The sequence below is a fragment of the Pseudomonas sp. GW821-FHT09C10 genome (assembly GCF_059418085.1).
This window is the reverse complement of the sequence record NZ_JBWKPE010000001.1, coordinates 284,401-310,664: the sequence shown is the minus strand read 5'-3', so window position 1 is coordinate 310,664 and position 26,264 is coordinate 284,401. Positions and strand designations below refer to the sequence as shown.

Below are 26,264 nucleotides of genomic sequence, written 5' to 3'. Positions count from 1 at the left end.
ATTAGGCCTTGGCCTCTTGAGGCGCCTTGCTGAGCAGGGCAGCCTTAATGCTTTCAGGAATGCGATAGAAATTTTTCTTAGCCACTCTGCAAGGAACGATGAGGCGCAAGCGGGTCAACCAACGAAGTGCCTGCTGTGGATCGACATCCCCATAGTCATCCATGAGCTGCAACTCAATATCTTCTTCATCGAAGCGCTCTTGCTCACACAGCGCGCTCAGCACTTGCCGCCCCCAGCTCACAGCGGTTACGCCGGTCTTTCCGAGGAACTCTTCCATGCTCTTGGGCTTGGCTTGAAGCACAGATGTGTAGGCCGCACCGAAGCCGCTCACCTTGACTACATCGGATTTCTTTTTCTTGGCAGCCAACAGCCTGTCCAAGGAGAAGTACCATCCCTGGCTATAGCTTTCCAAGGTGTTGGTCGATGTTGAAGTGTTCTCAAGGTTTAGCTTGTTCAGCAGGTGCGCCATTGCGGTCTTCTTCCAGACATCCAAGGCGATGAAGGGCTGCATGGTTTCTCGGCCTTGGGTGAGCTGAGGATTAGATTCCCACTGCCACAGGGCTCGCGGCGACATGAGGAAAATGACCCGAACGCGGTTGCGTTTGGCGTTGGTGTTCAGTCGTGCTTCGTGTGCAACGTCAAGCAGATCCAACGTCAGACTGATCGGTTGTTCACCTGTAATCTCAACGAAGAACATGATGTTCTTGCGAAGCGACTGAACACCAATGACACTCTCGACCAACAGCTTCTTGAACTCACTGGCTGAGCCGAGATCGGTGTCTCTTTTGTGAGCTGGAACGTAGCGGCCAGAGCTCTGGTTGGTGGTCAGGACAGGCTCCTCTTCCCCAATTGCCAGGAGAGACTCAAGCATCCACTGAGGATCCAGCCCCAAGGCCTCCGACCCTGTGATGATGCCGACGGAGTAGTTTGAAGAGCGCGCCTCAATGGCACCAAATGTAGGCTTTTCACGCACCTCTTCGCTGATGAGCAATTTCTCGTCTCGCAGCGTAAGCGGGGATGGGCGTGTAGCGTTAACCGGATATGCGTGCGCGGACAATGGGTCGTTCTCATTGATCGCATCTACTGCAGCCAGCAGTTTGTCTTCGATGTTCTGTTGGCCGCCCACCAAGTTCATGATGTTGGTATTGCGCAGAGCGTATTCCTTGCCGCCCTCGGTGCGCCGCATGTACTGAAGTACGCCTAGGCCGCACAGCTCATCCAGAAACGCTTCAAACTGCGCATCGGTCATCGGCTCGAAGATATGCGGAGCCCACTCCTGGACAATGAGTTTCGCACGGCTGGGAGAGAAGCTGCTGGTGCTTTGCGAGATCAGGCTGTAGGCAATCAACTTGTAACGCAGGTCAAGGTTCAGCGTGATGTCAAAGCGGTCGCAGATGAGCTGTCGAATGTTCGGATCCTTTCGAATCTGCTCGATGTCTTCAGCGGTGATGGTGACCGATCCCACGCGACGGTTGTGACGTGCATTCAGGGTCTGGATCAGTTCATGGCAGACAATGTGAATCAGGCCGGGATGGCGGTTTGTTTCGACAAGAATCCTGTTCATGAGCAAGGGAGACTCGAACTCATAACCCAAATGCCCCAGTGGTTCGCGAATGAGCTGAAGCGCTTCTGCAGGGCTCATGATCGAGACCTGAATAGCACTGCCGAGCTGGTGCAGCGGGTAGTTCGGGGCGTCAGCGAACCGGCGTACGTTCTCCAGACCCGCAATTACGACCTTGAACCGGCCATTGCTGTTGTTCACTAAGCCACTGAGCTCACGGAAAATGCGGAAGCCGTTCGCAGCATCAAGTCCCAGAATCGGATCAATTTCGTCGAGACAAACCATAAGCGCATCTGGGTTGTCTTTGGAAAAATAATCCCGCAGCTCATCGACCATCCCATCAGCGTCTGAGGGGGACGAATTTTTGACCAAACCGCTCGTGACGGCAGCGTGGTGAATCATCTGCCAAACCCGATTCCGGTGTTTTTCGAGCTCATTGCCAGAAAGGTTGGCGCGATCCAGGTCTCCATCCATTTGGTACAAGAAGGCATGGTGATGAAGCTCAGGGTTGTGGAACAAACGCCGTGTTTCGTTGAGCAGAGTTGTTTTACCCAGTTGTCTGCCACCAAAGATCATGGCTGCACCGTTACGCATGGTGGTCAGCGATTTAATGTCTTTCTGGCGCCCATAGCGCATTTCCGGTGGCGCCGGCTGCATCTGGTTGCCGGTGTACGGGTTACTGAACGTCCATGGCAAGCTTAGTTGCAGGAAGGTCTTGAGCCGTTGGTGATCCGGTACGTTGAGACCAGCCAACATGGTCATCAGGACGGGATCGACATGGAGTAGCGCATGTTTCTGCTGTTTTGAAAACTTGGCCAACTCGTTGCGCTCATCGTTCGAAAGCTCTTTTGCCGATATCAACACCGTACGTTCGTGCAGGAACTGGGTCTGCTCGGTCAGCAGTGTGCGAAGCTCAGTGAGCGTCCACTCGCCGTTGGCAATCAATACGTTGAGGGCCTGCTCTTCAGATTTTTGGTTGAAGAACACGATCCCACGCCCCGTATCATGCCGTCTCACGTTCAAGGTGAGGTGGGCAATGTGGCTTCGCGAGGAGAAGGCGGTACGCTGCGAGGTCGCATTGCTAAAGAAGGGTGTCGCGGCCTCAAGACCTAAGGCATATAGAATGCGTACCAGCTCTTCGTAGGTTGCTTTGTCCAATGACTTGACGCGGCGGCGCAGGCTGATCAGATCCTCGATGGCCAGTTTGTAGTAGGCAGGCAAGGTGTCCAAAGACAAACCTTTCAAGCTTGCGCTGGAAACATGGCGGATCACTTCACGAGGATTGCGATTCTGACTCAGCATTGAATAGAGCTGTGGTTCAAGCAGGAGAAAGCGCTTGAGCAGCTCAGTACCAGATTCGGTCTCGTTTTGCAGCGCCTCGCCTTTGTCCAACGAGTGCTTGAGATGTTCAAGCATCTCCTCGGCGACGGTCGTGTCATGTGTATTGAGCGCCGAGCGGATCTGTTCCTGCCACACTGCGGGTACCCAATCCACCCCGCGATCAACCAAAGCTTGGTTAACGAGTGAATCCAGGGATGCCTCAAGCTCCTGCTTCTTGGTCGTGAACTTGGTTACGATGCTTGACTCAAGGGTGTCTAAGCTGTGGTGAATCTCGCCAATGTCATCCAGCGCCTTGAGGCTTTTGAGTTGATCCTGAAGGTGCTCAAGCTCGCCACGCAGTTGGTAATGTCGTTCATCGTCGATCAGCGAGGCGATGTTCGCGTTATCCAGCAACCCCCTTATCTGATCGCTTCGCAGGTTGCATTGGCGAACATCTTCCAAGAACGAGCGCTTGATCGCTTCGATGTTCTCCGCCATTGAGCCCTTGTGGACGTCTTCATGGTTGAGGGTCAGAAGCAGTGCATGACGGAAGTTCTTACGTTCCAGCGCTTGATCGGCAAGTTCCAGATCGCTGACGCCCTTTTCAAGCAGGCTCGTCAAAAGGGCCAATTGATGATGAGGATTGTCGTCTGGCGAGGTGGCCAGCCATTCCGAAGGCCACTGAAGCCAGCCATTGATTCGGGAGATCTCCCAAATCGTTTCTTCATGTCGCTCTGCCACTTTGTTGATACGTTGGAGTACACTGATGGCGAGTAGTAAGCCGGCTTGCTGCTCTGGATCTTCGGTGTTCTGGAGGCGCTGCTCTAGGTGCGCGGACGCCGCAGTAAGCATCGTAAGGAAGCGTGGGGCGAACTTACTGACTTCGCTGGTGCGTCGACCCAGCAGGCTATGGCCTTCGACCCACCGATCGGCGACGTCAACGATCTCGTCAATTGACCTTAGGAACCAATTTTTAGCGTTGCCTTCGATCTGCGGAGCGGAGGTGCTTTCGTTCATCATCTTGTGAATTTCAGCCGTCATCAGCCGAGACTGCTCATCCTTGTCTCGATACAGATCGGCAAACGCACGCACGTCGTCTATCCGTGAAGCATCGTCTCTGGTGATACTCTTGTAGGTGAGATCAAAGTCTTCACGTGCCAAACATTCCTTCATGGCTTTGCGAGCCGGAGCCCATCCGGTCTGTTTGTTCAAAATACGGTCTTGCCACTCAACAAGACGGGCGGCGAGTTTGTCACGCGCCTCTTTGTCGTTGCTTGTGGGTTGCTCACGCAGGGTATCCACATCCAGACGAGTATTGTGGCTGGAGAAACTGACCACTTCTTCGATCAACCGGGACACCGGGCCATCGAAGTTGCCGAGGACAGAGCCGAGCAAGCGTGGCGCGTTGGTCATCATTCCGAAGAACAACGTGGGCTGAAGTGTAGCGGCGAACACCAGGTAGGGAACAACACGTCCACCTGGGCGTCGATAAATCCAGCTTTCAATGATCTCCGAGGACAGCTGATGCAGGTTCTGCTGAACCCGGGTTACGGTCGCAGAGTCACCACGCCAAACGTGCATGCCATGGTATGCCGCCTGAACCAGTGGCAGCGACAACAGATCACCCGCAAGGCCCATTCGACCTGCAATTTCCAGCGTCTTGCTGGCCAGTGGAAGCTGCCCGCGTTTCAACCAAAGCAATGCGATGTTTTCTACTGCAATCGCGGGAACGACATCCATCGTCTGCTGACAATGCTCCAGCCGCTCTAGGGTTTCCCTTGGCTTGTTGAAGAATCGAGAGACATTGACTTCATCTTCCGACGCTTCCTGCATAGTTGACTCATCAGCTACATCGTTCTCGATACTGGTGAGAGTCGGATCTGAAGCTGCGTCTTGTCTCTCAACCGGATCAACAAAATTGACGGCGGGCTCAAGCGCTATGTTGATTTCAGGCTCGGGAAGAGATGCTGGCTCTGAGGCAGCCTCGGGAGCAGCCATTTGTTGTGGCTCATCAGCGGTCGGAGGCTCTTCATCGCCTGCGTCAGCTTCATCCGCGCCTAAACCAACCACAGAGGCCGGCGATATATCACCAACAGGGGTTTTACTTTGTGTACCAAGAGGATTGGGAAGGGGCGGAGTAGCCAGATCAGCAGATGACGTTCGTGACCAGGCCGTAAAGGCAGCCTTGGTGGAGGGGTGATAAGCGTCCGGTGTCAGATCAATTTCTTGCCCGTCTGCCGAGAGTGAATCAAGCCGGTACCCGGGTGGCAGCAACAGGTCACATCCTTGCTGCTCCACCTCTTGGTGCAGCCTACTGCTCTTGACGCGAGACTCTTCTGCCTCGGTAATGCTGCTGCGCAATTCACCTTTTTCACGAAAATTGGCAACCTTGAGTTTCTCGTTGAAACCAGCCAAGTCGTTCTCGATTTGGACGCACTGCGCTTGAGCTTGCTCAAGACGGGTCTTGAGTTCTACCGATTCTACTTCACGCTCGTCGGTCAAATCAGCCAAGAAAGTTTCCGGTACCTCATCCTGCAAACGCTCGTTGAAGAACTCCAGCCAGGCCGTTTTAAAGGCCATTAGAAACTCTTCGTCATCGAAATTCTGCAGTGACAGCTCACGACCAATTTTGATCAGAACGTCGATGCACTCGCCAAGTATTTTGCGAACCGTATCATCGCTGAGTGAGTATTCTTCCTTCAGACGAGGAAGGTTTGAGGAGATCAGCGCCTCGATTTGCTCGGCATAGTGAAGGTTGCCTGAATCAGTTTTTGCCTGCTCGGCTAACTGAAACAGCTCAGCATAGAGGGCATACAGACTCAAGGGTGCGGCGGGGGGTATTGATGCAGTCGGCGGCTCGACGGGTGTCGCTGTCTGACCTGGCTGCTCTACCGAGTCTATCACGCCAACCCGTCTGGCCTTCCTCTCGTCCTCCAGCATCGTGGAGTAGTACCCCATCAGCTCAGGTTGGCACGTCAAGAAAATACCCAGTAGCTCGTGGCCGAAAGGCGTGGCCATGGCATAGACGCCATCTGCCAGCGTTCGACGCTCCTCGTTGTCGAGCTCGTTCCAGCTCGCCAATCGATCGAACAGGATCCCCACCATTCCACCTAACTGATCGACGTACGTGCGACTCTTAATGAAGTCCTTTAGTCCGGTTTCCCAGTTCTTCCCGCTATCAACCCAATCAAGCCGTTTTTCGAGCATGGTGCTCAAAGTGTCTTGGTCTTCCTGAGTCAGCTCACCGAAACGCTGCGCCACTGCGCCTTCGAGTTCGTGCCAGGTCGGGTCTATGTCGTTCATGACAACTCGTTCCCAGCTGCGGTATCCGTCAATTCTTTTCGACTTTTTGAGCAAGCGCTGCTGGAGGTTGAACAAGTCCTTGAGTAGGAGCTTCAGACGACCAATGGAGGTCTTTTGAAAGTCCATTACTCGAAATCCGGGTTTCACGTTCGCCTGCTCGATCCGGCGAAGAGATCTGGACATGCCGATCATCCGTTCCAACACGGAAGTATCGAGCACACCAGTTTCGGGACATAACATGGTGCGGTCTGGAAAACCGACCCCATCGGCAGAAAATTGCTCAATAAGGGATTGGTCGACTACATCGATGCAAATCAGATTTGGCATTTGATATCCATATCAGACTAGGTGGGGAAAGCTCGCCAGAGCAAACCTCTCTCCAAACGGGTAAAACATCCCATCGGAAGGAGGCATTCCACGCTGCCTGCGCGGCAGTTGAATGACGAAGCGTAGTAGCCCAAAGCTACTACACTAGGGATTTTCCGGCTAGCCAGACAGTGGGCCATTCGTCCGTGAAATTTCGAGAGCCGTGATTTATCCCTGAGTCGTTAGACACTAGAAGAGCGCCTTTCGCCGAGCTCAGCCGCCGTGACCGGCAGAGACCGGCCAAGCGGTTATTTTCAGCAGACATGAACAGCCAATGCTGGAGGGATGAACCTGAGAGCTAGAGACGATTTAATCGAGAGGTTGGCTAAACTCTCCGGTGATACGCCAAGTCGTGCTTTCGTGCTCCTCGAATGTCCCTCCCAATTCGAATGATCCTTTGGTCAGACTCGCGATGAGTTTGGCGTTCACGCCAAAATCATCCGAATAACTAATTGTCAGATCGAAGTCCTCAAGTCCGCAGTCGATTCGATCTCTGGCAATTTGCTGCCAAACGGGCTCGTGAGGAAACCACACAAGATTATCGGGGATTTTTGGCGCGGCGTGCCCCTTCAACGTGGCCACAAAAAGAAGGCGTTCATCGGCCTTATTTGAGGATGAAAAGCCTGCCGAACCTTGCGCGTTTGCCTCGGGTACGCTCGCTGAAAAATCAACACCAAAGCCACGCCCCCATCCTTTTTCGTGCTCGACTCTTATTTTTTTGGCGCCTAAGGATGTAAGCAGGCGAATGGCCTCGGCGAATTTATGTTCGAAGGCTTTTCGATGAAAACTGGCGACTGGATAGTAAAGGGTCGAGGAGGAGGGGTGCCGGGCGTAAACCAGTTTTCGTCTTGGATGTCCTGGGGGGAAGGAGAATAAGGCCGATGCCTCTGTCGAAATTATGGCGATTTCGTCAGGTACAGATTGAATCGTGTTCGCTACGTTTTCCGCTGCCCGGAATGCTAAAGCGTTTGCCCAATTCCATGGATACTTCTCATTGAAGAGCATTTCTCGGGTTTCGCGTAGGCTGCGTGCTACCGAGCCTTCCCGGCCTTGCTCCCCGTCTTCAGAAACGACGATTAACTGGTGATTGAGATCCGTCTTCATACAGGAGAGCCATCCAAAAGGGGTATTGATCAACTGATGATGCATTAGCACGCTTGGCTTGCGCCAGCCATTGTGGTGCAAGTGGTGCAATGCAATCCTGGTTACCTTACTTTCTCCATCAGCATTAAGTGTCCACACCAGGCTGATTGTCTGCGAATCACGACTACTAAGCGTGCTAGTTTCTCCGATGTGAACGTTGCTCTGAACGAGTGCAAAAGGATGATCAAGAAGGCCTGCTGCGCTAACGACGCCTCACGCCCCGCCCGTAATCTAAACCCATGCAGAAACACGACTGCAACGGGTTCACCAGATCAAGGTTATCTGAACTGCCCGGCCTCAAATTCCTGATTACGACCGGAGTAACTACCATGAAAACTATTAGCCAACTGATCGCCGTCGCCGTAATCGCCTGCGGTCATCATCGTTCATTTCCTTGGCTTGCCGCTCGATCTCGTACAGGCCGCCGATTGAGTGCAGAGCCTATTCGGCCAGGTGGCTTTTGTTCGCCACATGCAGGTCGAAGAACTTGCGGCGGGCGTGGGCCATGCAGCCAATTTCGGTGATGCCCAGCTCGAAGCTGGCGTTGTAGCCCGCGAAGTCATCGCAGACCAGCTTGCCGTTCCATGTGCCAGGAAGTTACGTGCATGTTCGCCGGCACGGCTGGGACTGAAGTCGTAGACCACCGCCTTCAGCGTCGAGAATGGCGTGGTACAATAAGCCCAGACATATGCTCGGTGCGTTTTCTTCTCGCCGAGCGCCAGCATCTGCACTGGCGTTTCATCGGCATGCACAACCCGCCGCGCGAGTACGGCCTCCCGCAGTGCATCCACCAGTGGCTGGAGCTGCACGCCGGTTTGGCCGACCCACTGAGCCAGCGTCGAACGCGGGATCGCCAGGCCTGCCCGGCCAAAGATCTTTTCCTGCAGGTACAGCGGCAGATGATCAGCGGATTTGGCCACCATCACATGCGCGAGTAAGCCTGCGGTCGGGATGGCCGCTTACACCAATAGCCGATCGGGAGCCACTATTGCGTTCGGAGAGATGATCACTCAGTGAAATGCTGTATGGCCGCCAGCGTGAATGGAGACCATGCGCTTGGGTGATATTTGTACTGACTGCTTTTAAGCGCTCAAGGTACTAGCGAACCAGATGAGGCAATCCAGCTCCGCCAGATTTTCTGCAGGGTAATCATCTGCGCGCTTGAGAGCCGCGCGCAGCAGGCGAGCTCTATTAACGTATCGCTCGCCCTTACTGAGCCCTCGCGGAAATGCAATATCCAAGCTGGCGAACCAGTCGAGAACTGGGCGATTAAGAACGTAATAGTAGTTTGGGAACAACTGGCAAAGCATCTCGGAAAACAGCGCACCCCTCGTCGGATTCCTCATGACCGTAAGACGATTTATCTCTTGGATCACCATCCTATCTCGGGCGGCAAAAGGAGCATCGATCACGCGGACAAGACTTTTTGAAAGCTCGCGAAAATCGCTGTTTCGCCCCTTGCGCTCCCAACCTTTACCTTGAAATCGGCTCCCATTTTCACCGAAGAACCATAGAGTAGACATCTTGAAATAGAAGTCATCAATGCGAGTCTGATTCCAGTTTCTGATTCTGCTAGTCGTCCGAAAAAGCTCCACTAATGTAGCCCTGTTCTTGCGGAACACCTTCATCTGATCACGTCGTTGGATAAGGTACGATTTATAGCCTTTGAGTCGTCGTATCGCTGGGAGTGGAAGCCGATAGGCTTCTATGCTCTCGTCAGGTTTCGCTCCCTTTTCGCCGTTCTTACCTGCAGGCTGGCGAGCTTCCTGATACTTATCGAGCCAAGTTTCATTCAGCGTGACGCTGACTTCGAAGACCTTTTCGATCCATTCAGATGCCAGCTGAAACTGCTCGTCAGTGATGCAGGCAAAGCCGTTGGCCTCGAAATTGGTGGAGAACGCCGCCTGGGTCAGGTTGGATGAGCCTAGTAACGCATAACACCTTCCATCAAGTTCTTTCCAGAACATTGCCTTGGGATGAAACCCATTGATTGATTCCGCTACCATGAACTCCTGATGGCGATCGGCAGGGAGCCACTTCATGACTGCTCTGCAGGCGTCCTTTCGGGTAATACCAAAGTCTTTACCAACGATGAAAAGAAACGACTCACACTCGCTCCCGAGCTCCTCTGCGATACCCCATTCCGTGAGATATGCGCTGACAATGTAAAGCTCTTTCGATTTGCTCAATGCTCGTTGGTAGATTTTTTCAAGGCAGAGGCCTTCAGATTTTTTTGGAAGCAGAATCAGTTCCATATGACGTCCGTATCAGGAGGGATAGAGAGTTCGGGTTTGCGTTAGGCCGACAACGTCGAGCTTGGTGCGAGTTCGAGTGTCCTATAGGAGCGGTGATCAGCATCTGGAAATTTATCGATTACTATCCGAGCACCACCGTCCCACTTGTTGAAGGTGCCTGCCCGACACCCATGGGCGACTGCAAGTATCTGGGCTTTTTTGCCATCGTGAACAACCTTGTCCGATTTGTGCCGACTTGCGTGGTACGCGAGAACAGGCAACTCCAAGTGAGTTCCCTGTCAAACCGGAAACCATACGATGATGGCGTGGGCCAATCAAGCGAGGCGCGTGAGAAAGGATGCTGGATTAATTTTGGAAGCTGAAGTGTTGGAGAACGGAAGGTGAAAGACGATAGCCGAGTCTGAGCTTTATCTGCCTCTTTTTGCCGAGCGATTGCAGCGAGCATGCGAATGACGAAACCATGGTGTTGTGGACTTGAGTCAACGCGTGCTGATACGGAGTGGGATACGGGGGAGGGAGTCCAGGAGAGAAGTGAAGATCTAGCTTGAAACCGCCCTCGACCCGGTGTGTAAACCAATTTTTTGATGTGTAAACCACCGCGCTTTACACGTAAAAAAACTGGTTTACACATTTTCAGAGACGCCAGCCTCAGGCCAACGTAACCACCTGCAGGGATCGTAGTAATAGGCACGCCTGAAACTGGCACCAGGCTCGCCTATAAGGGGAGGCAGTGAGCGGATGGCGATGGTGTAGTCTAGGATCAGACCGCAGAAGGAGCGTACTCATGAGCACTTTGCCCCCCGATCAACAAGCCCGTTATTTGGAAGTGCTCGACGCCGTGAAGCGCTTGTATGGCGGCGATATCGACGCAGCCATGCACTGGATGTCACGTCCGGTAAAAGCATTTGGCGGCAAAGCTCCTGCCGCTATGGTCACGACCAGGCTGGAGACGGACACCGTTATCGAGTTTATCAGGCGCTTGGAGCATGGGTTTGTTGCGTGAGTTGTCTAGACGATGCCCTTTAGGTGGAAGTCTGGACATTGAGCCGGGGCGGCGCCAGAAATAGCTCGCTTCGAACCCCAAACGGAAGCCGACTGTCCACCAAACCAAAACCCTGCCGCTCCCCGGTGGCCGGCTACGCGACACCCAACAGCTTTTCCAGCTGTGCATGCTCCCAGGTGCTAAGCAGCTCTACGGGGTCGGTACTGTACGACTGCAGCGAGTCAAAAATGTAGGCACGTCCCTCCGGGCTGTAGCAGCTGTCGCAATAGTCGAGCGTGTCACAGTCGTTGTAGAACGTGAGCACCCAGCCATCGGCCTCCACCGTCATCAAACCGCAATAGATCTCAGCCCAAGACTGCTCACCTAGACGGCGCATGCTACGAACCCCGAGAGCGATGTCCCGCAGGATCTGATAAGCCTCGCGGGCCGTGAGCAGTTTTGCTTCCAAAAGAAGTACCTATATCTGGATGTTGTCGAACTGTCCGTGTCCGAACTCGGCTGACCGCATGGTAAATGAAACTTGGCATGGTGGGCGTGTTACGCGGGCATCAATTTGGTAGCCTTCGGCCTTTTTGGAGCACATCGCTGACAGTCAACACACAGTCCAAGCTCAGTGCCCGCAACGGCGCAACTGACATCTCGCCGCCCACGCAATCGAATGAGGTCATCGAGCAACTGCTGGATCACCGGAGCGTCCGGGCGTTCACTGATCAGCCCTTGCCTGATGGCACAATCGAGACCCTGGTCGCAGCAGCCCAGTCCGCATCGACATCTTCCAATCTCCAGGTCTGGAGTGTCGTCGCCGTTCAAGATGTCGATCGCAAGAAGCGCCTGTCCGGCCTGGCCGGCAATCAGGCCTATATCCATCAAGCCCCACTGTTCCTGGTGTGGCTTGCAGACCTGTCCCGGGTTTCACGCATAGCGGAGCAGGCGGGGGTAGAGCTGGAAGCACTACCGTACCTGGAAAGCTTGTTGCTCGGTACGATTGACGCAGCCTTGGCTGCCCAGAACGCTGTTGTCGCTCTGGTGTCGCTGCGGCTTGGCAGCGTATACATCGGTGGCATCCGTAACGATATCGAAGGCGTTGCGAATGAGCTGGGGCTGCCTCCCCAGGTCTATCCCGTCTTCGGCCTATGCGTCGGTTACCCATCACCTGACCGACCTGCAAAGGTAAAACCGCGGCTACCGCAGCAAGCCGTACTGCATCACGAAACCTATACGATCGCCGGCGAGGAGGGCGTCCTCTCGGAATACGATGCGCGCCTGGGTGCGTTCTATCAGCGCGAAGGAATGAATGCTTCCGACTGGTCGGAGCAAGTGATCAACAGACTCCGGAATGTGTCGAGCCTGCATGGGCGTGAGGAGCTTCTGGGTGAGCTGGCGCGAAGGGGCTTTGGGCTGCGCTGATTTGCAGAACCTTACATGAACCAGCGACCGACCGTGTTCCAGAGTCCTGCTTCAAGTCTTAGGCTTATGAGTCGATAAATCGAAAACTGAACGAAATGATTTCTGCCCATCGTGGGCTGTTTCCGCACCACATCCCGTGCGACACGTTATGGTGATTGCTCGCAGTACTGCCTTGACGTTGTCGATGAGGGGTGGCGCAAGAATGGACGAGCATGAAGGGGGCGGCAATGTCGTATGAAAATGACGTCATCAACGGTGATAAAGAATTACTGACGCTGCTGTCAGCGACGGATGCCGTGGATGTGGGGGCTTTGGTCGACTTCCTCACGGATTTTGGTAGCGGGCGATTGGCAATGAGCTCCGACGTTCAGCAGGTTTTGCTTTCTGCAAAGCAGAAGGCCAAATATTCGCGCGATACCTTACTTCTGCTCATACGGGAGCTCCAGCTCTTTGGAGGAAATAGTGTCGCGAATCTTGTGCGTCGCACTGGTGTTCCCTACGCTGAAATCGTGCGAGACGTTGCGAAATACGTGCACGCCGAGGTGACGGGCAAAGAAGCAATAGAGGTGTTGGAACTCAAGATTCTTCAAAAGCTAGTCACTAAGCTTTGGGAAAAAATGACCGAACAGGAACGCGCTGAGTTTGCAGGGAAGGTTCATGCCGACAACGGTGTCATCGACGTCGGATTGGCGGCAGTACTTTCGGCGATCGGCTCTGGTGGACTCGGTGCAGCGAGAGCAGGGGTAATGGGAGTCGCAGCAGTGGCCCCTTTGTTGGCTGAAGGTGCATTCACTGCGGGGGCGGTTGCAGTTGGTGGGAGGGCAGCAACTGCTCTACTGGGCGTTGTGGGTATTGCCATTGCCAGCGCCGCCGGCGTGCACATGGCTGCAAAAGAGGCTTATAGAGTGACATTGCCATGTGTCGCTCAGATTGCCTACATTCGCCAAAAGCATCGAGGCGCCGCTGACGCGCGCTGACTAAAGGGAAGTTCGCATGGACGTCTTCAACGAATCAAAGGGTCGGGAACCGTCAGGTACTCTGATCATTGGAGTCACTGGCGATAAGCCTTTGGTGACGGTCAAACCGGTGAGTGTGTATCCAAAGAACTCAACTGCCGTCGACCGAACGACCTCAGGGATCGACAGACTTTCGCCTCTGCTGCAGGCCATCCCCAGCGCAGCCGTGGCCTCCGAGGTCGCACAGACTCGACTGATGGAAGTAGTGATCAATGGCCCGCTGGCCAAGGTCGCCAACGGTGAAGGATTTCGCGCCTTCAACATTGAGGGTGGACGAATCCGCGAACACGCGACTCTGTTCGAACCAGAACGCCTTCAGAACCTCGTGAACTCCGCTGCGCTATTCCAGATTGCCTCAGTCGTAGTGGCGCAGAAACACTTGGCGGATATCAGCGCCAAGCTAGATGACATCAAAGCTGGTATCGATGCGATCAACACTTACCTCTCGGATAAACGCAGATCTGAGATTACTGGGGCGTTGAAGTATCTCGGCCAGGTTGCCGTCATGCTTCACCATGGTGAAATGGATGATGCCGCCCGCGCCCAGCTCGAGTTCATTGAGCGCGAGCTTGGCGGTATCAATGATCATCTCGTGCTTTCATTGGAGGCGCTAAAGAAGGAGGTCGATGGATTTGATAGTCCAGGGTTGTTTGACGGCTCGTCTGGGCTGGTCTCGAAGCTAGGCGTTAAGCAGGAAGCTGCCGAACGCTTGGTGGAAGAATGGAAGCTATGTATGAGCGCGCGATGGGTCGCGTGTAGTTTGCTCAGACAAATTACCGGTCAGACATCGCTCCTAACGAAACGCGAGGAGGATTTCAACTCTGAAGTGCACGCATTCTTCTCAAACCAGGGGCCGTTGGAGAGATTCAACACTGCCTTGGACGGTCGGATCGACACACTTAGCTCTGTCTGGGAGTGGCAGTCCACTATCCAGATCAACCGTATCAAGCTACGCCAATGGAACGAGGAGAGGTTGCCGAAACTGAAGACTGATGCTCTATCCGACATTCAAGGGGCGAGTACATTGCTGCTTGAACGAGAGGCGAACGTGACCCTTACGATCGAAATGCGCGACGGTGAACTGGTCGGGGCTTACCAGCATTGAAGAGCCCAGCCGCTGTTGATCCTTATCACCGGTGCTGATGCGGATTGAAGACACGACGCAGAGGAGTTGAGGTGGTGACTATCTCGACCCAACTCCCAGGTAGTCGTGCACCAAATGCTGGAGTTCGGAAGGTGAGTTCGCCGGACGTTTACTTTGAATCCAAAAAATGGCGTTAAGCGCAGGTTGGCTTCGGTGAGGAAGCGGATCAAGACTTAGATTCCTACTCTGCATTCCTAAGGTAAGGCGATGAGGCGCAGGCCCGAGGATGGAAGCCCATAGGGCCAGAGCCTGGCGCAATCGAAGCTTGGTTCACGACAGACGCGCCGCGTGGACTGCCCATTGGCTTTTTAGTTGATATATTTGTTTAAATGCTGAAAAGGGTTTGAACGCAAAATACCAGCCTGCACCAGTTGGATGTAGCAAGCATTGCACCATCTCACGATCATGCCGGCGCGAGGCACATTGTTAGCTTTGCCCGGCCGAAGCTTAAGAAACGGCCTCCACAATATGCTTGATCGGGAATATATCCTCGTGCTGATCCACTGCGCTGGAGGATTCAAGCAGAATAGATAGAATGATTTAGCATCTGACGCATCTAGACCTGCTGGGCTCTTACCAGCTACCAGGATCGACCAAAGAGTAAGCTTTTCAAACGCGCGAAGATTCAGATAGTTCGGCTCCCCCCGAACAAATAAACAAAACAGTGACGCTCCAGCCGAGCAAATCTCCTTACTGCTAGCTGGATTAAAAGAGGTTAAAAAGTGAGTTATTACTTTTTCAGGCAATTGCGCCGTGACTCCTTCTTTTACGAGATATAAAGGGACTGCCGTAGCAGAGGTGTCATGGTTAATATTATTAGACTCTTGGTAGAGCCGTTCAATAGTAGAAAAAGCCTCCTGTTTATTAGCGACTTTATTTCTGTATTTTTTGCTTCTATCAAAACTGCTCAGGAGTTGACCTTCCGGCTTACGACACCGTGCGCAACCCTCATTAAAAGCTCTTAACAGTTTTGTGGGAAGCAAACCATTTACGTCAATTTTTGGAAGATAAGCTGTCGGGTAATTTTTTGCTCGCCGATGAAACAATGGTTGCATTTCGTCAGGTGTAGGGTAGGGCAGCAGTTGAGAAATCTGTCTCCAGCGCAAAAAATATTCCATATAATGTTCAGGGACTCTCCCGGAAATAGATCCGTTACCTGTGTTGACTTTGAATCTTCCATTGGTTCTGTCCGAAAAATCAAAGCAATCGAAAGTTAAATAGTTAAGGCAATCCCTCAAGGGTATTTTAAGATAAAACGAGGTGGCGAACATAAACAAGCCGAGCTCTAGTCCTTTCTTTCCGTTCGTGATTTCTTTTAACGCATCAAGGTATTCGCAGCACAACGGCTCTGCATCAGTGCAACTGCATGTATTCACATGAGGAGTTTCGGGTCTACTAGGAGGACAAAGGACAAGACCGATGGCTTCAGAGTTAAAACTAAAAAATCGGTTAATAACCCACCTGACCCCATGCTCGCATAAGGGAGAGTGAAATGGACGCCATTCTGGGTTGGCTTTTAGAAGGCCAAATTTTTTTAGAAATCTATCGTTGCTCTTTGATACCCATGACTCAGGAGGGGTATTGCAGAAGCTCAAAAAATCTTGCACGTCGCTATTATTTAGTTCCGATAGGGGCTTCGTTTTAACAATGAAGCTCCAAAGCAAAAACTTTTCTAAAACTGATTGATCCCTGCGGGCCTGAGCGGGCTGAGCCCTGGTGGCCAGCGCATAATCAGTCATCAACGCATAGCTTTCCTGAGCACGTAAAGCCGACGGAAGACTTTGGAGGTAAACACGCACCAGCTCTTTTTCTGCACAAGACCGTTCGCTGGAGCCCTCGGCATGCGAGTCAGGCTGCGTCAGCAGTCCATGAAACCTCAGAACCATAATATGCATCCGAAATGCGGGCCGGCAATCGCGAAGGCTAACAGCCTTGAGCTTTAGGGTCAGCATCTGAATCTATACAGCAGGTGATATAAAAGCAAACCTCTGGGCGTATCAGCCGCGCAGGAGAATTTTTGTCCGATTAACTTTCGTCAATCGCCCAGAGTACAGGAGCAGCTTTGATATTTGCGCGAGAATAAGTTCATTGGGAACAAGGATTTGCGCTGGGGCCAATATGGCTGAGTTCCATTTTCCAATTTACTTTCGTCACGCAGCACACCAGGGAAAGATTTGGTCGCAGGCGGTGGGCACCAAAAATCAGGGGCTACAGAGCGGTTTTTCCCAATTTAGTACTGACAGAAAAGGCGTAGCCGGGTTGAGATAGTACGTCAGTTGTGCAACCTAACTGGTTGGCGTGGAATGCTTTCCGATTAAGTCGTCCACGTTTCCGATTAATCAGTGGGGGTCACACGAACCCAGCACCTATGAGAGCGATGGTGCACCGCAGTAGGCGACGAGAGCTGGAAGTGGCTGAGCCTGACATATGATTTAACATAATATACATTATGCGTAATACGATGTTACGTAATGAGGGGCAGTGCCCGTCAGATTCCAACAGGCAAAACCCCTCTCTGATTCAAACCTGAGCGAACCCTCCATCCACGAACATTTCGCTGCCGGTCATGAAACTGCTGTCGTCCGACGCCAGGAACAATGCCGCCGCCGCAACTTCTTCCGGTTGGCCGATACGGCCCAGTGGCAACTGTGCCGTCATGTCGTCAATGATTGCATCCTTCTGGCCGGTACTTGAAAGCGCCAGGTCCAGGCCCGGTGTCGAGATCGGTCCCGGTGAAAGTACGTTGACGCGAATACCGCTGCCTTTCAAATCCAGCGCCCAGCTCCTGGCGAAATTACGCAATGCGGCTTTCGTGGCGCTGTACACGCTGAACGCTGGTGTGCCCATGGTGCCGGTGGTCGAACCGGTGAGGATCACCGAACCGCCGGCGTGCATCAGTGGCAGCGCTGTTTGCACGGTGAACAGTGTGCCTTTGACGTTGATGCCGAACGTACGATCGAACGACTCTTCGGTGATCGACCCGAGCGGCTGGAAATCCCCCAGGCCCGCATTGGCGAACAGCACGTCTACGCGACCTTTGACGCTTTTGATGTGGGTGAAAATGCGCTCCAGGTCGTCCAGCCTCGAGATATCTCCTTGAATGGCGAGCGCTCCAGGCCCGATCAGCCCGAGCGCCTTGTCCAGTTCTTCCTGCCTGCGTCCCACAATCACCACCTGTGCACCTTCCGCTGCAAAGCGCATGGCGGTTGCCAGGCCAATGCCGCTGTTGCCACCGGTGATCACTGCAATTTTTCCGTCGAGCCTGCTCATGGTTAACTCCAAAGAATGTTGAGGCCCAACTCTAGATCCAGACTATTCTTTTGAATAGTATGCACCTTTTAGTAAGTACCCCTTTGGAGCACCCATCACATGGCGAACAACACCTTCAATTGCGGGCTCGAGGCTGCCCTGGCGGTGATTGGCGGCAAATGGAAACCGCTGGTCCTGTATAACCTGGCGCGACATGTTCATCGGTATGGCGAGTTAAGGCGCGCGATCGGCGGCGTGACCGACAAGGTGTTGATCCAGCAACTCAAGGAATTGGAACGCGACGAAATCATTGCGCGGATCGACTTCCAGGAGATCCCGCCCAAGGTCGAGTATTCCCTGACACCCTTCGGGCAGTCACTGGCCACTGCGCTGGGCGCGTTGTGCGTGTGGGGCACCGAACACATGGACACCGTCGAACGCATCAGCGAACGGCGTATCAGCGCCCTCGCCCAGGCCTGAGCCCTGCCCCGATAGCCAACTCAACTAAATGACTATTTAGTTGAGTTATAGACGTGGGGGCGAAGTCGCAGGGCTACCCTCAGCGAGCGCTCTCTTCATTTCCAGCGCCTGATCGAGACTGAGCTTGAGATCGTCATCATTCCAGGGCTTGCTGATGTAACGGAACACATACCCATCATTGATCGCCTGGGTGATCATGCTCATATCGGCGTAGCCGGTCAGCAGGATATTCACGCAGTGCGGATCGCGCCTATGCACCTCGCGCAATAAGGTCGGCCCGTCCATGAACGGCATGCGCGCGTCGCAGACGATCAGGTCCACCGCGTGTTGTTCGAAAAGGCTCAGCGCCTGGGCCCCGCTCGTGGCCAGCAGCAAGTCGTAAGGCTTTGCGCGCAGCAGGCGTCGAAGGCTGTTGAGGATGCTTTCCTCATCATCCACCAGCATGACGATGTGTCGTTTTTCGCAGGAAGACAGCGTGTCCATGATCAGCGTCCTTCAACGGCGCAGGTAGAGACAGCCTCTATCACCGGCTGGCGCAAGGGTAACCAGACGCGGAAGCGACTCCCCCTGCCCGGCTCACTGTCGACGGTGAGCCGTCCATGGTGCTTGACCATGATGCTGTACGACAACGACAGGCCAAGGCCCGACCCCATGCCCACCGGCTTGGTTGTGAAGAACGGTTCGAATATCCGGTTCTGGATTTCAAGGGGAATGCCGTGGCCGTTGTCGGCGATTTCGACGAAGACGCCCCCGTCCTCCCTGCCGCTGCTGAGGGTGATTTCGCCGTCGGCCCCCACGGCATGGCTGGCATTGATGAGCAGGTTCAGGAAGACCTGGTTGATCTGTGAGCCCATGCATTCGATGGGTTCCACATCGCCGTAGCGCTTGATCACCTGAGCCTTGAACTTGATCTCGTTCCAGATAACGTTGAGGGTACTGTCGAGCCCCTTGTGCAGGTCGGCCAACTGCCATTCGTAACTGTCGACGTGGGAGAACTCGCGCAGGTCCTTGACGATGCGAGTGACCCGGTCAAGGCCGTCGACCGACTCGGCCAGCAGGTCGTCGATGTCCTGGCGCATGAAGGTGTAATCCATCTTGTCCCGCATCACCGCAAGCTCGGGATGAGCGCTGGCATGCCTGTCGTCGGTCGCCTGTTCATGGGCTTCGAGCAGCGCGAAAATGTCCACCAGGTAACGACGCAGGCTGTTGACGTTGGAGCCGACAAACCCGATCGGGTTGTTGATCTCGTGGGCCACGCCTGCAGCAAGTTGCCCTATCGCCGCCATCTTCTCGGACTGCAGCAACTGCGCCTGTGCGTCTTCGAGCCGCGCGATCAGCAGCGCCTGGGCACCCTTCTCTTCTTCCAGTAACTTGTTAAGTTGCGTCAACTCGAGTTGGCGGGCAGCCGTGTCAGTCGTATCACTGATGGCCAGGCCCACGCCAAGATTGCTGCCATCGGCATCTTGCACGGGGAAGAAGGTGCAGTTCTGATACATGAGCCGGACCATGCCGCTGATGGGCCGGGTACTCTCGAAATTGAACAGGTGCGGCCGCTGCTGCCATGACGTGAACGCAAAGTTTTGCAGGGTGATGACGCTGTTGATCTTCTGCCGGGTCCAGGCCTCCGGCAGCTCCGGAAAGGCTTCGAACAGCGTACGGCCGACCAGTTCTTCCGCGCTGCGGCCACTGTTGATGGACATGAAATGGTTAGAGAACAGCACCTTGCAGTCCTGGTCGACCAGCAGCACGCCCATATTGATGGCCTTGAGCATCGACTCAAGGGTTTCCCGGGAAATTACCTTGCTGTCTGTCATGAAGAGGCCCCTTCAAAGCTCGTCCAGCAAACGATCGATGGCCCGAACGACAACGCCTGCCGTACGTTCAGTGATGCAGATCAACAAGTCGCAGGAGAACTGATGAGCCTGAACCTCGAAACGGATCTCCAGCACCATCGCCAGGTGTTCATTCAGGTTCAATTCATCCAGTGCATTCGCCGCATGTTCGGTGTGGACGAGAATGGACGGTGCGTCATAGCTCACCTGAGTCGCCACCTGCCTTGCCAGGCCACTGATGCAGGCGCCGGTCAGGATGTTGGTGACATCAAGCATCAACTCGTGCTGCTGCTCCAGGCCGCTGCCCTTGTAGCCCAGCAGTTCGGCCAGTTCATCGGCCCCCTTGGAGCCAAAGCACACGAACACTTCGCCACGCAACTCACCCAGAAAAGACTGGCGGGTGACGATCATGAAGCTCCGGCGCAGATGCTCCGGAATCAGCAGGTGATTCTGTTCCCGGATCAGCGGGTGAATAAAAGGAACCGAAAGCGTCACCATGGTATCGGTCAGCAGCGCCAGTCGCTCGGCCGCCTGTCCCATGGCGATGTTCATCAGTTCCTGCAGGGCATCACGTTGGTCTTCGGTGAGTGCAGCCAAGGTTTCCATCAAAGCACTCCTATGACGTGCAAGGCATTGACTACAGCTTCAGCCGTAACCGGCTTGGCTACAAAGGCAGCAGCGCCCAGGTCGAATACCCGTTGCCTGGCCAGGGGTTGGATGTCTGCGCTGATCACCACGACGACCACATTGGCGTCTTCGCGCTTGAGTGCCTCCAGGGTCTGGAAGCCATCCATGACGGGCATGGTGAGGTCGAGAAAAAGCAGGTCGACCAAACCGGCGTGGTAAGCCTCCATCACTTCGGCACCGTTGCAGGCCTGGCGAACATCTTCGGTCAGTGATTCTGGCAGGGAACGCAAGACCATCTTGCGAGACATGGATGAATCATCGGCGATTAGAACTTTCATGGTGCACTCCACAGGTATGAAGTGTCCTGCGGCCTCGGCCGAGGCCGGAGAAATCAAGACTTCATTGAATCTTCCCTCCACTCTAGCGTGACATATAGCAAAGAGCCATGAGGAAAACCGGATAGTGATCTAATGAGTTGCGCAGCCTGTAGGGATTTCCCTACAGGCTGCCAGGCGCCGGCCCGAAACTCAGTAACCACTGGCCGCCGTCATCGCCCCGCCGACAATCGCAATCCCCGAACTGCTGCCCAAGCGTGTCGCCCCGGCTTCAATCATCTTCAGTGCCGTCGGATAATCGCGCACGCCCCCCGACGCCTTGACCCCAACCGCAGCGCCCACGGTTTTACGCATCAGGGCCACGTCTTCGGCGGTGGCACCGCTTCGGCTGAACCCCGTGGAGGTCTTGACGAACGCCACACCCAGGTACCGGCAGATTTCGCAGGCCTGGACTTTCTCTTCATCGTCCAGCAGGCAGGTTTCCAGGATGACCTTCAACGGCACGGCGCCGCAGGCCTTGTGGACCAAGGCAATGTCTTCGCGCACTGCCTCCAGCAAACCGTCCTTCAACCAGCCGATATTGAGCACCATGTCGATCTCCCCTGCCCCGGCGGCAATCGCCCGTTCGGCTTCGAAGGCCTTGGTGTCACTCAGGCCGGCGCCCAGGGGAAAGCCCACCACGGCACAAATCACCACGCTGTCGTCGGTCAGGCAGGAAGCGGCGTAAGGCACCTGCCCTGAGTTCAGGCACACCGAATAAAAACCGTGCTCCCGGGCTTCCTCGCACAAGGTGCGAATCTGCTCGCGGGAGGCGTCGGGCGCCAGCAAGGTGTGATCGATGTACTTGGCCAATGCTGCGGGTTGAAGAGTGTTCATTTAACGTGCCCTTGCCTGTATGTTGCGAATGGTCGTGTGCCGCTTGTCACAGCACCCACACTAATGCGTTACAATAATAACACTAAATGTTAATTATCTAACACAAACAATCAAGCCCTGGAATACTCGTGGACAGTAGAAAAGCCGAGCGACTCAAGCTTATCCAACAAGCCTTGCAGGACCAGAACGCCATTCACCTGAGGGAAATGGCGGCGCTGCTGGAGGTTTCGGAGATGACCCTGCGCCGCGATCTCAACCACTTCAGTGATCACCTGCGCCTGCTGGGTGGCTACATCACCCGGGTCGGCAGCGAGGTCAGCGATTACCGGGTTGCCGAGCAGGACACCCGCCACGTCGAGGAAAAGCGCCGCATCGGCAAACTCGCCGCGCGCCTGATCCAGCCCGGTGATACGGTGTTTTTCGACTGCGGTACCACCTCGCCGTTTGTGATCGACTTCATCCCCGACGACTTGGAGTTCACGGCGGTGTGCAGCTCCTTGAACGTGCTGCTCAAGCTGCATAACAAGCCCAACTGCCACATTGTGTTGTGCGGCGGCACCTTCCACCGCAAGAACCAGGTGTTTGAAAACAGTGCCGAAAGCAGCATCCTCGACAGCGTGCGCCTGACCTGGGCCTTCGTGACGGCCGCCGGCGTCAGCCAGGCATTCGGCGTGACGTGCTTCAACTTCAATGAAATCGAGGTCAAGCAAAAGGTCATGCGCCAGGCCCAGCAACGTGTATTGCTCGCCGACTTCAGCAAGTTCGACACGGTGCGCACCGCTCACTTCGCTGCCCTGGAGGACTTTCAGTACGTGGTCAGCGACAAGAAAATCCCCCGCAGCTACAAGGACGCCATCCAGGCCCACGGCGCGCAATTGCTGGTTTAACCCAGCAACCGCTGGCGTTCCTGCGCGCTCAGGTAGCCGGTGCTGACACTGAACGAAGCACTGGCTCCCGCCGCCAGCAGACGCACATGGCCTTTGGCTTTCTCGGCGTTATAGCCCTCGGGTTCGCACGTCGATGGCAGCACGAACGCCGCCACTTGCTGATCCGGCGTGTGCAGGATCCAGCGTGCGGCGTGCTCGAATTGTTCGGGGCGATAGCGGGTGTAGAACGCCGCGCCATCGGGATGATCCAGCAGGAAGTGCGCCTGGCCGGTGGCGTCCGTGCCGACGCCGTCGAAGAAAAACACGATTTCAGGATCGTACAACCCCGGCTGATCGAGACAGGCCAATTGCCCGGGTTGTTCGGCCAGTTGCGCCATGTAGGCACTCCAGTCCGGCGTCGGCTTGACGTGGTCCGGAATGCTGGTGCGCAGGCGCAGGCGCTGCATGCCCCATGGCTCGACAAACCGCGCACCGGCCACAAAGGCGTAGTTCATATGGGCCATGTACATCAGTTCCATAGGCTTGCCGGCCAGGTTGGTCACGTCCATGTCGATATCGAACACCGCCGAATCGGCGCGCAGGGTCACGCTGGGGCACGCCCGGTAGCGATCGCCGAAGCCCTTGGCGTATTGATAGCAACCGCCCAGGCGCACAAAGCCCTCGCCGATGTCCAGCCAGGCCGAGTCCATCGGGGCGCAAGGCATTTCGCCGTGCAAGGCGTGGGTGTCATCCGGCGCCGGGCAACCGTTGCGCAGCAGGCCACTGTGAAACATGAAGCAGCCGTAGGTATCAATGACCGTCGGGCTGGGCCGGGGTTGCACGAACAGATTGCTCATGGTCAGGTCACAGCCGTCGAACACCGCCGACCAGATCATCTGCCCTTGATAAGGCAGCAGCACCAGGCGTCCACGGCTGTTCTCCAGGCTCACGGCCAGCACGCCGGACGGATAGATCCAGGCACTGACCTTGAAATCCTCGGACTGCAACAGGACTCTCTCCTGCTCGGCAAACACCGCTGGATACAGCGGGATCCGCGTATTCATGAGGCCACCGCCGCGGCGGCGCTCGACGGCAACGTGCCGGGTTGGCGCATACACTTGACCGCATACATCACGATCACGATAAAGCACAGCAATGGCACGCTGTAGGCCAGTTGCATATTGCCGCCGCTGGCATCGGACAACAGGCCCTGGAAGATCGGAATCACCCCGCCGCCGACGATGCTCATCACCAGCAATGAACCGCCGACGCCGGTGTCTTCACCCAGGCCATCGATGGTCAGGCCGTAAATGGTCGGCCAGCACGGGCCGAGGAAAATACTCACGCCGACCGCTGCGTACACCGCCGAAATATTCGGCACCAGAATGGTGTAGGCCAGCAGCACAATGCACAGCACACCGTAGATCGCCAGGACCTTGGCCGGATGCAGGCGGCGCATCAACAGGTTGGCGATCATCTTGCCGACAAAGTAGGCGGCAAAGGTGGTCAGCAAAAACCATGAAGCGCTGCGCTCATTCATTCCGCCCATTTGCATCGCCAGGCGAATGGTGAAACTCCACACGCCGACCTGGGCGCCCACGTAGAGAAACTGCGCCAATACGCCAAAGGTAAAGCGCGGGTTACGCCACAGTCGGCCCAGGCTGTGGCGCAGGCTGCCAGGCTTGCTGTCAGCCGGCTTATTGCCCTTGCAGGCCGGGAACCGAGTGATCGCAACCAGGATAAACATCAGCACCAGCACGGCGATCATCCACTTGTAGGGCAACAGCGTGGACTGGATCATCTGCAACTGCTGCACGGCGGCCTCGGAGGCGCTCATCCGGGTCAGTTGTTCCGTGGTCGCGTCGGTGTCCTTGAACATCACGAAACTGCCGACGTACACCCCTGCCATCGCACCGAAGGGGTGGAACGTCTGCGAGATGTTCAAGCGCCGCGTCCCGGTTTCCCTGGGCCCCATCAGGGTCGAGTAGGTGTTGCAGGCTGTTTCCAGGAACGACAGGCCGGCCGCAATCACAAACAGCGCCAGCAGGAACATGCCGTACTTGGCCGTCGACGCCGCCGGGAAAAACAGCAGGCAGCCGAACATGTACAGCAGCAACCCGATCAGGATCGTGCTCTTGTAGCTGAAACGACGCACCACCATCGCCGCCGGAATCGCCACGAAAAAGTAACCCAGGTAAAACGCCGACTGCACAAAGGCGGTCTGGAAATCACTGAGCAGAAACGCTTTCTTGAAGTGTGCGATCAGCACGTCATTCATGCTTGCCGCCGCCGCCCACAGCGCAAAGATGCTGCACAGCAGGATAAAGGCGAACCAGGGCGTGCGGTTCAGGTAGAAACCATCGGGTGTCTGTTGCAGCGCAGGTTTGTTCATTATTGTTCTCCGGGCTGGTTTGGGGGTTACGGCTGTTGCTGGAAACGGGCGAACGCGTCGCTGTCGGGATATGACGTCTGGGTGCCCAGCGCCATGACCGAGCAGGCGGAATACGCCACGGCCTGTTCCATGGCCTGCCGGATACCACCGTCGCGGCTCCAGTGCTGGATGAAGCAACCGATAAAGGCATCGCCGGCGCCCGTGGTGTCCCGTGCCACGACCTTTCGGCCCGGCACCCGGAATTCGCCCTCCTCTCCCACGTACAACGCACCGTGTTCACCGAGGGTGACGATCACGTGGCGAATACCGCTGGCCACCAGCGTGCGCGCGGCGCGTTGGGCGGCGTCCGGCGAGTCCACGACCTGGCCGGTGATCAACGCCAGTTCCGATTCATTGGGGATCAGGAAATCCAGCTGCGCCAGGTGCTCCCCGCTCAGGCCGGCCAGGGCCGGTGCCGGGTTGAGCAGCACCGCGATGCCGTGCCGGTGCGCAAATTCGATGGCGTAGTAGACCGTCTCCAGATTGATCTCCAACTGCAGCACGATCAGCGTGCACTCGCGCAGGTCGGCGGCCGCCGCGTCGATGTCCGCCGGCAACAAATGCGCATTGGCGCCTTTGACGATCAGAATGCTGTTGTGGGAGTCGGCCCGCACAAAAATCGGCGCGACACCGCTGGAAACCCCAGGCACCCGCTGCACATGACGGGTGTCGATACCAAAACGCTGGAAGTTGGCCAGGGTGTTGTCGGCAAACATGTCGTCGCCGACCTTGCTCAACATCAGCACCTGGGCCCCAAGCTTGGCTGCCGCCACCGCCTGGTTTGCCCCCTTGCCGCCACACCCGAGGGCAAAACCAGGCGCTTCCAGGGTTTCGCCCTGGGCCGGCATGCGGTCGATGTAGGTGATCAAATCCACCATATTGCTGCCGATGACTGCGATCTTGCTCATTGCTATTCCACCTTGTTGCACCCCGACCAGGCAGGTCGTGGCGCTCTTGTTTTGTTATTTAAATAACATTAGGTGTGAATATTCAATCTTTTTTTTGCAAAGCCCGGTCAATGAGCGCTGCGGATGGGCCGGTGGACCGGGC

The 26,264-nt window shown here is 55.4% G+C and carries 19 protein-coding genes and 2 pseudogenes; 6 read left to right on the top strand and 15 right to left on the bottom strand.

What is annotated here, in order from left to right; all coding sequences use genetic code 11:
* Position 1: 1 nt before the first annotated feature.
* The 4 genes and pseudogenes from AC07OT_RS01380 to AC07OT_RS01365 all read right to left on the bottom strand — a co-directional run bounded on the left by AC07OT_RS01380 (position 2) and on the right by AC07OT_RS01365 (position 9,948).
* Complete coding sequence (locus AC07OT_RS01380) at positions 2 to 6,511, bottom strand: hypothetical protein (protein ID WP_495107207.1); 6,510 nt, start codon at positions 6,509 to 6,511, stop codon at positions 2 to 4.
* A gap of 348 nt (positions 6,512 to 6,859) precedes the next feature.
* A complete protein-coding gene (locus AC07OT_RS01375; RefSeq protein ID WP_495107206.1) occupies positions 6,860 to 7,654 on the bottom strand; it encodes a hypothetical protein in 795 nt (264 codons plus the stop codon).
* Between the two features lie 384 nt (positions 7,655 to 8,038).
* Positions 8,039 to 8,646, bottom strand: a pseudogene (gene tnpC / locus AC07OT_RS01370) (IS66 family transposase); the annotation flags it as partial.
* A gap of 129 nt (positions 8,647 to 8,775) precedes the next feature.
* Positions 8,776 to 9,948, bottom strand: a complete 1,173-nt coding sequence (locus AC07OT_RS01365; protein WP_495107205.1) for a phospholipase D family protein — start codon at positions 9,946 to 9,948, stop codon at positions 8,776 to 8,778.
* A 784-nt stretch (positions 9,949 to 10,732) separates the two neighbouring features.
* Here AC07OT_RS01365 and AC07OT_RS01360 point away from each other — a divergent pair.
* Positions 10,733 to 10,951, top strand: a complete 219-nt coding sequence (locus AC07OT_RS01360; RefSeq protein WP_495107204.1) for an antitoxin Xre/MbcA/ParS toxin-binding domain-containing protein — start codon at positions 10,733 to 10,735, stop codon at positions 10,949 to 10,951.
* A 133-nt stretch (positions 10,952 to 11,084) separates the two neighbouring features.
* Here AC07OT_RS01360 and AC07OT_RS01355 read toward each other — a convergent pair whose 3' ends face one another.
* Positions 11,085 to 11,399, bottom strand: coding sequence for a DUF7693 family protein (locus AC07OT_RS01355; RefSeq protein ID WP_495107203.1), 315 nt, complete (start codon positions 11,397 to 11,399; stop codon positions 11,085 to 11,087).
* A gap of 137 nt (positions 11,400 to 11,536) precedes the next feature.
* Between AC07OT_RS01355 and AC07OT_RS01350 the strand changes: the two genes are divergently transcribed.
* The 3 genes from AC07OT_RS01350 to AC07OT_RS01340 all read left to right on the top strand — a co-directional run bounded on the left by AC07OT_RS01350 (position 11,537) and on the right by AC07OT_RS01340 (position 14,479).
* Positions 11,537 to 12,358: an NADPH-dependent oxidoreductase gene (locus AC07OT_RS01350; protein ID WP_495107513.1), complete on the top strand. Its 822-nt coding sequence runs from the start codon at positions 11,537 to 11,539 to the stop codon at positions 12,356 to 12,358.
* Between the two features lie 227 nt (positions 12,359 to 12,585).
* Entirely contained in the window at positions 12,586 to 13,335 is a 750-nt protein-coding gene (locus tag AC07OT_RS01345) for a hypothetical protein (RefSeq protein WP_495107202.1), read from the top strand.
* A 16-nt stretch (positions 13,336 to 13,351) separates the two neighbouring features.
* A complete protein-coding gene (locus AC07OT_RS01340; RefSeq protein WP_495107201.1) occupies positions 13,352 to 14,479 on the top strand; it encodes a hypothetical protein in 1,128 nt (375 codons plus the stop codon).
* 347 nt (positions 14,480 to 14,826) lie between these two features.
* On the opposite strand, the gene AC07OT_RS01335 is transcribed toward AC07OT_RS01340, so the two are convergent.
* Positions 14,827 to 16,470 carry a hypothetical protein gene (locus AC07OT_RS01335; RefSeq protein ID WP_495107200.1) on the bottom strand — a complete coding sequence of 548 codons (1,644 nt, stop codon included), beginning with the start codon at positions 16,468 to 16,470 and terminating at the stop codon, positions 14,827 to 14,829.
* Between the two features lie 568 nt (positions 16,471 to 17,038).
* The gene (locus tag AC07OT_RS01330) at positions 17,039 to 17,788 is read right to left on the bottom strand and encodes an SDR family NAD(P)-dependent oxidoreductase (RefSeq protein WP_027605842.1); all 750 of its coding nucleotides are present in this window, start codon (positions 17,786 to 17,788) and stop codon (positions 17,039 to 17,041) included.
* 99 nt (positions 17,789 to 17,887) lie between these two features.
* Here AC07OT_RS01330 and AC07OT_RS01325 point away from each other — a divergent pair, with 99 nt between their 5' ends.
* On the top strand, positions 17,888 to 18,247 hold the full coding sequence (locus AC07OT_RS01325) for a winged helix-turn-helix transcriptional regulator (RefSeq protein WP_027605843.1): 360 nt from the start codon (positions 17,888 to 17,890) through the stop codon (positions 18,245 to 18,247).
* A gap of 78 nt (positions 18,248 to 18,325) precedes the next feature.
* Here the strand turns inward: AC07OT_RS01325 and AC07OT_RS01320 are convergent.
* The 5 genes and pseudogenes from AC07OT_RS01320 to deoC form a co-directional block, all read right to left on the bottom strand.
* Positions 18,326 to 18,730: pseudogene (locus tag AC07OT_RS01320) on the bottom strand (response regulator); the annotation flags it as partial.
* A gap of 2 nt (positions 18,731 to 18,732) precedes the next feature.
* Complete coding sequence (locus tag AC07OT_RS01315) at positions 18,733 to 20,061, bottom strand: ATP-binding protein (RefSeq protein WP_098479517.1); 1,329 nt, start codon at positions 20,059 to 20,061, stop codon at positions 18,733 to 18,735.
* A 12-nt stretch (positions 20,062 to 20,073) separates the two neighbouring features.
* A complete protein-coding gene (locus AC07OT_RS01310) occupies positions 20,074 to 20,685 on the bottom strand; it encodes a chemotaxis protein CheC (RefSeq protein WP_027605845.1) in 612 nt (203 codons plus the stop codon).
* On the bottom strand, positions 20,685 to 21,044 hold the full coding sequence (locus tag AC07OT_RS01305) for a response regulator (RefSeq protein ID WP_065927544.1): 360 nt from the start codon (positions 21,042 to 21,044) through the stop codon (positions 20,685 to 20,687). Before AC07OT_RS01305 ends, AC07OT_RS01310 begins: the two co-directional genes overlap by 1 nt.
* 189 nt (positions 21,045 to 21,233) lie before the next feature.
* On the bottom strand, positions 21,234 to 21,917 hold the full coding sequence (deoC, locus tag AC07OT_RS01300; protein WP_495107199.1) for a deoxyribose-phosphate aldolase: 684 nt from the start codon (positions 21,915 to 21,917) through the stop codon (positions 21,234 to 21,236).
* 128 nt (positions 21,918 to 22,045) lie between these two features.
* Between deoC and deoR the strand changes: the two genes are divergently transcribed.
* A complete protein-coding gene (gene deoR, locus AC07OT_RS01295; RefSeq protein ID WP_495107198.1) occupies positions 22,046 to 22,804 on the top strand; it encodes a DNA-binding transcriptional repressor DeoR in 759 nt (252 codons plus the stop codon).
* On the opposite strand, the gene AC07OT_RS01290 is transcribed toward deoR, so the two are convergent.
* From AC07OT_RS01290 to rbsK, 3 genes are read right to left on the bottom strand one after another with little or no spacing between them, the layout of a single operon-like run.
* Positions 22,801 to 23,847, bottom strand: coding sequence for an aldose 1-epimerase family protein (locus AC07OT_RS01290; protein ID WP_495107197.1), 1,047 nt, complete (start codon positions 23,845 to 23,847; stop codon positions 22,801 to 22,803). The two genes, deoR and AC07OT_RS01290, sit on opposite strands and share 4 nt — an antisense overlap.
* Positions 23,844 to 25,175, bottom strand: coding sequence for an L-fucose:H+ symporter permease (fucP, locus tag AC07OT_RS01285; RefSeq protein ID WP_027605850.1), 1,332 nt, complete (start codon positions 25,173 to 25,175; stop codon positions 23,844 to 23,846). Before fucP ends, AC07OT_RS01290 begins: the two co-directional genes overlap by 4 nt.
* Positions 25,176 to 25,201: 26 nt before the next feature.
* Positions 25,202 to 26,122 carry a ribokinase gene (rbsK, locus tag AC07OT_RS01280; protein ID WP_141157757.1) on the bottom strand — a complete coding sequence of 307 codons (921 nt, stop codon included), beginning with the start codon at positions 26,120 to 26,122 and terminating at the stop codon, positions 25,202 to 25,204.
* Between the last annotated feature and the right edge of the window lie 142 nt (positions 26,123 to 26,264).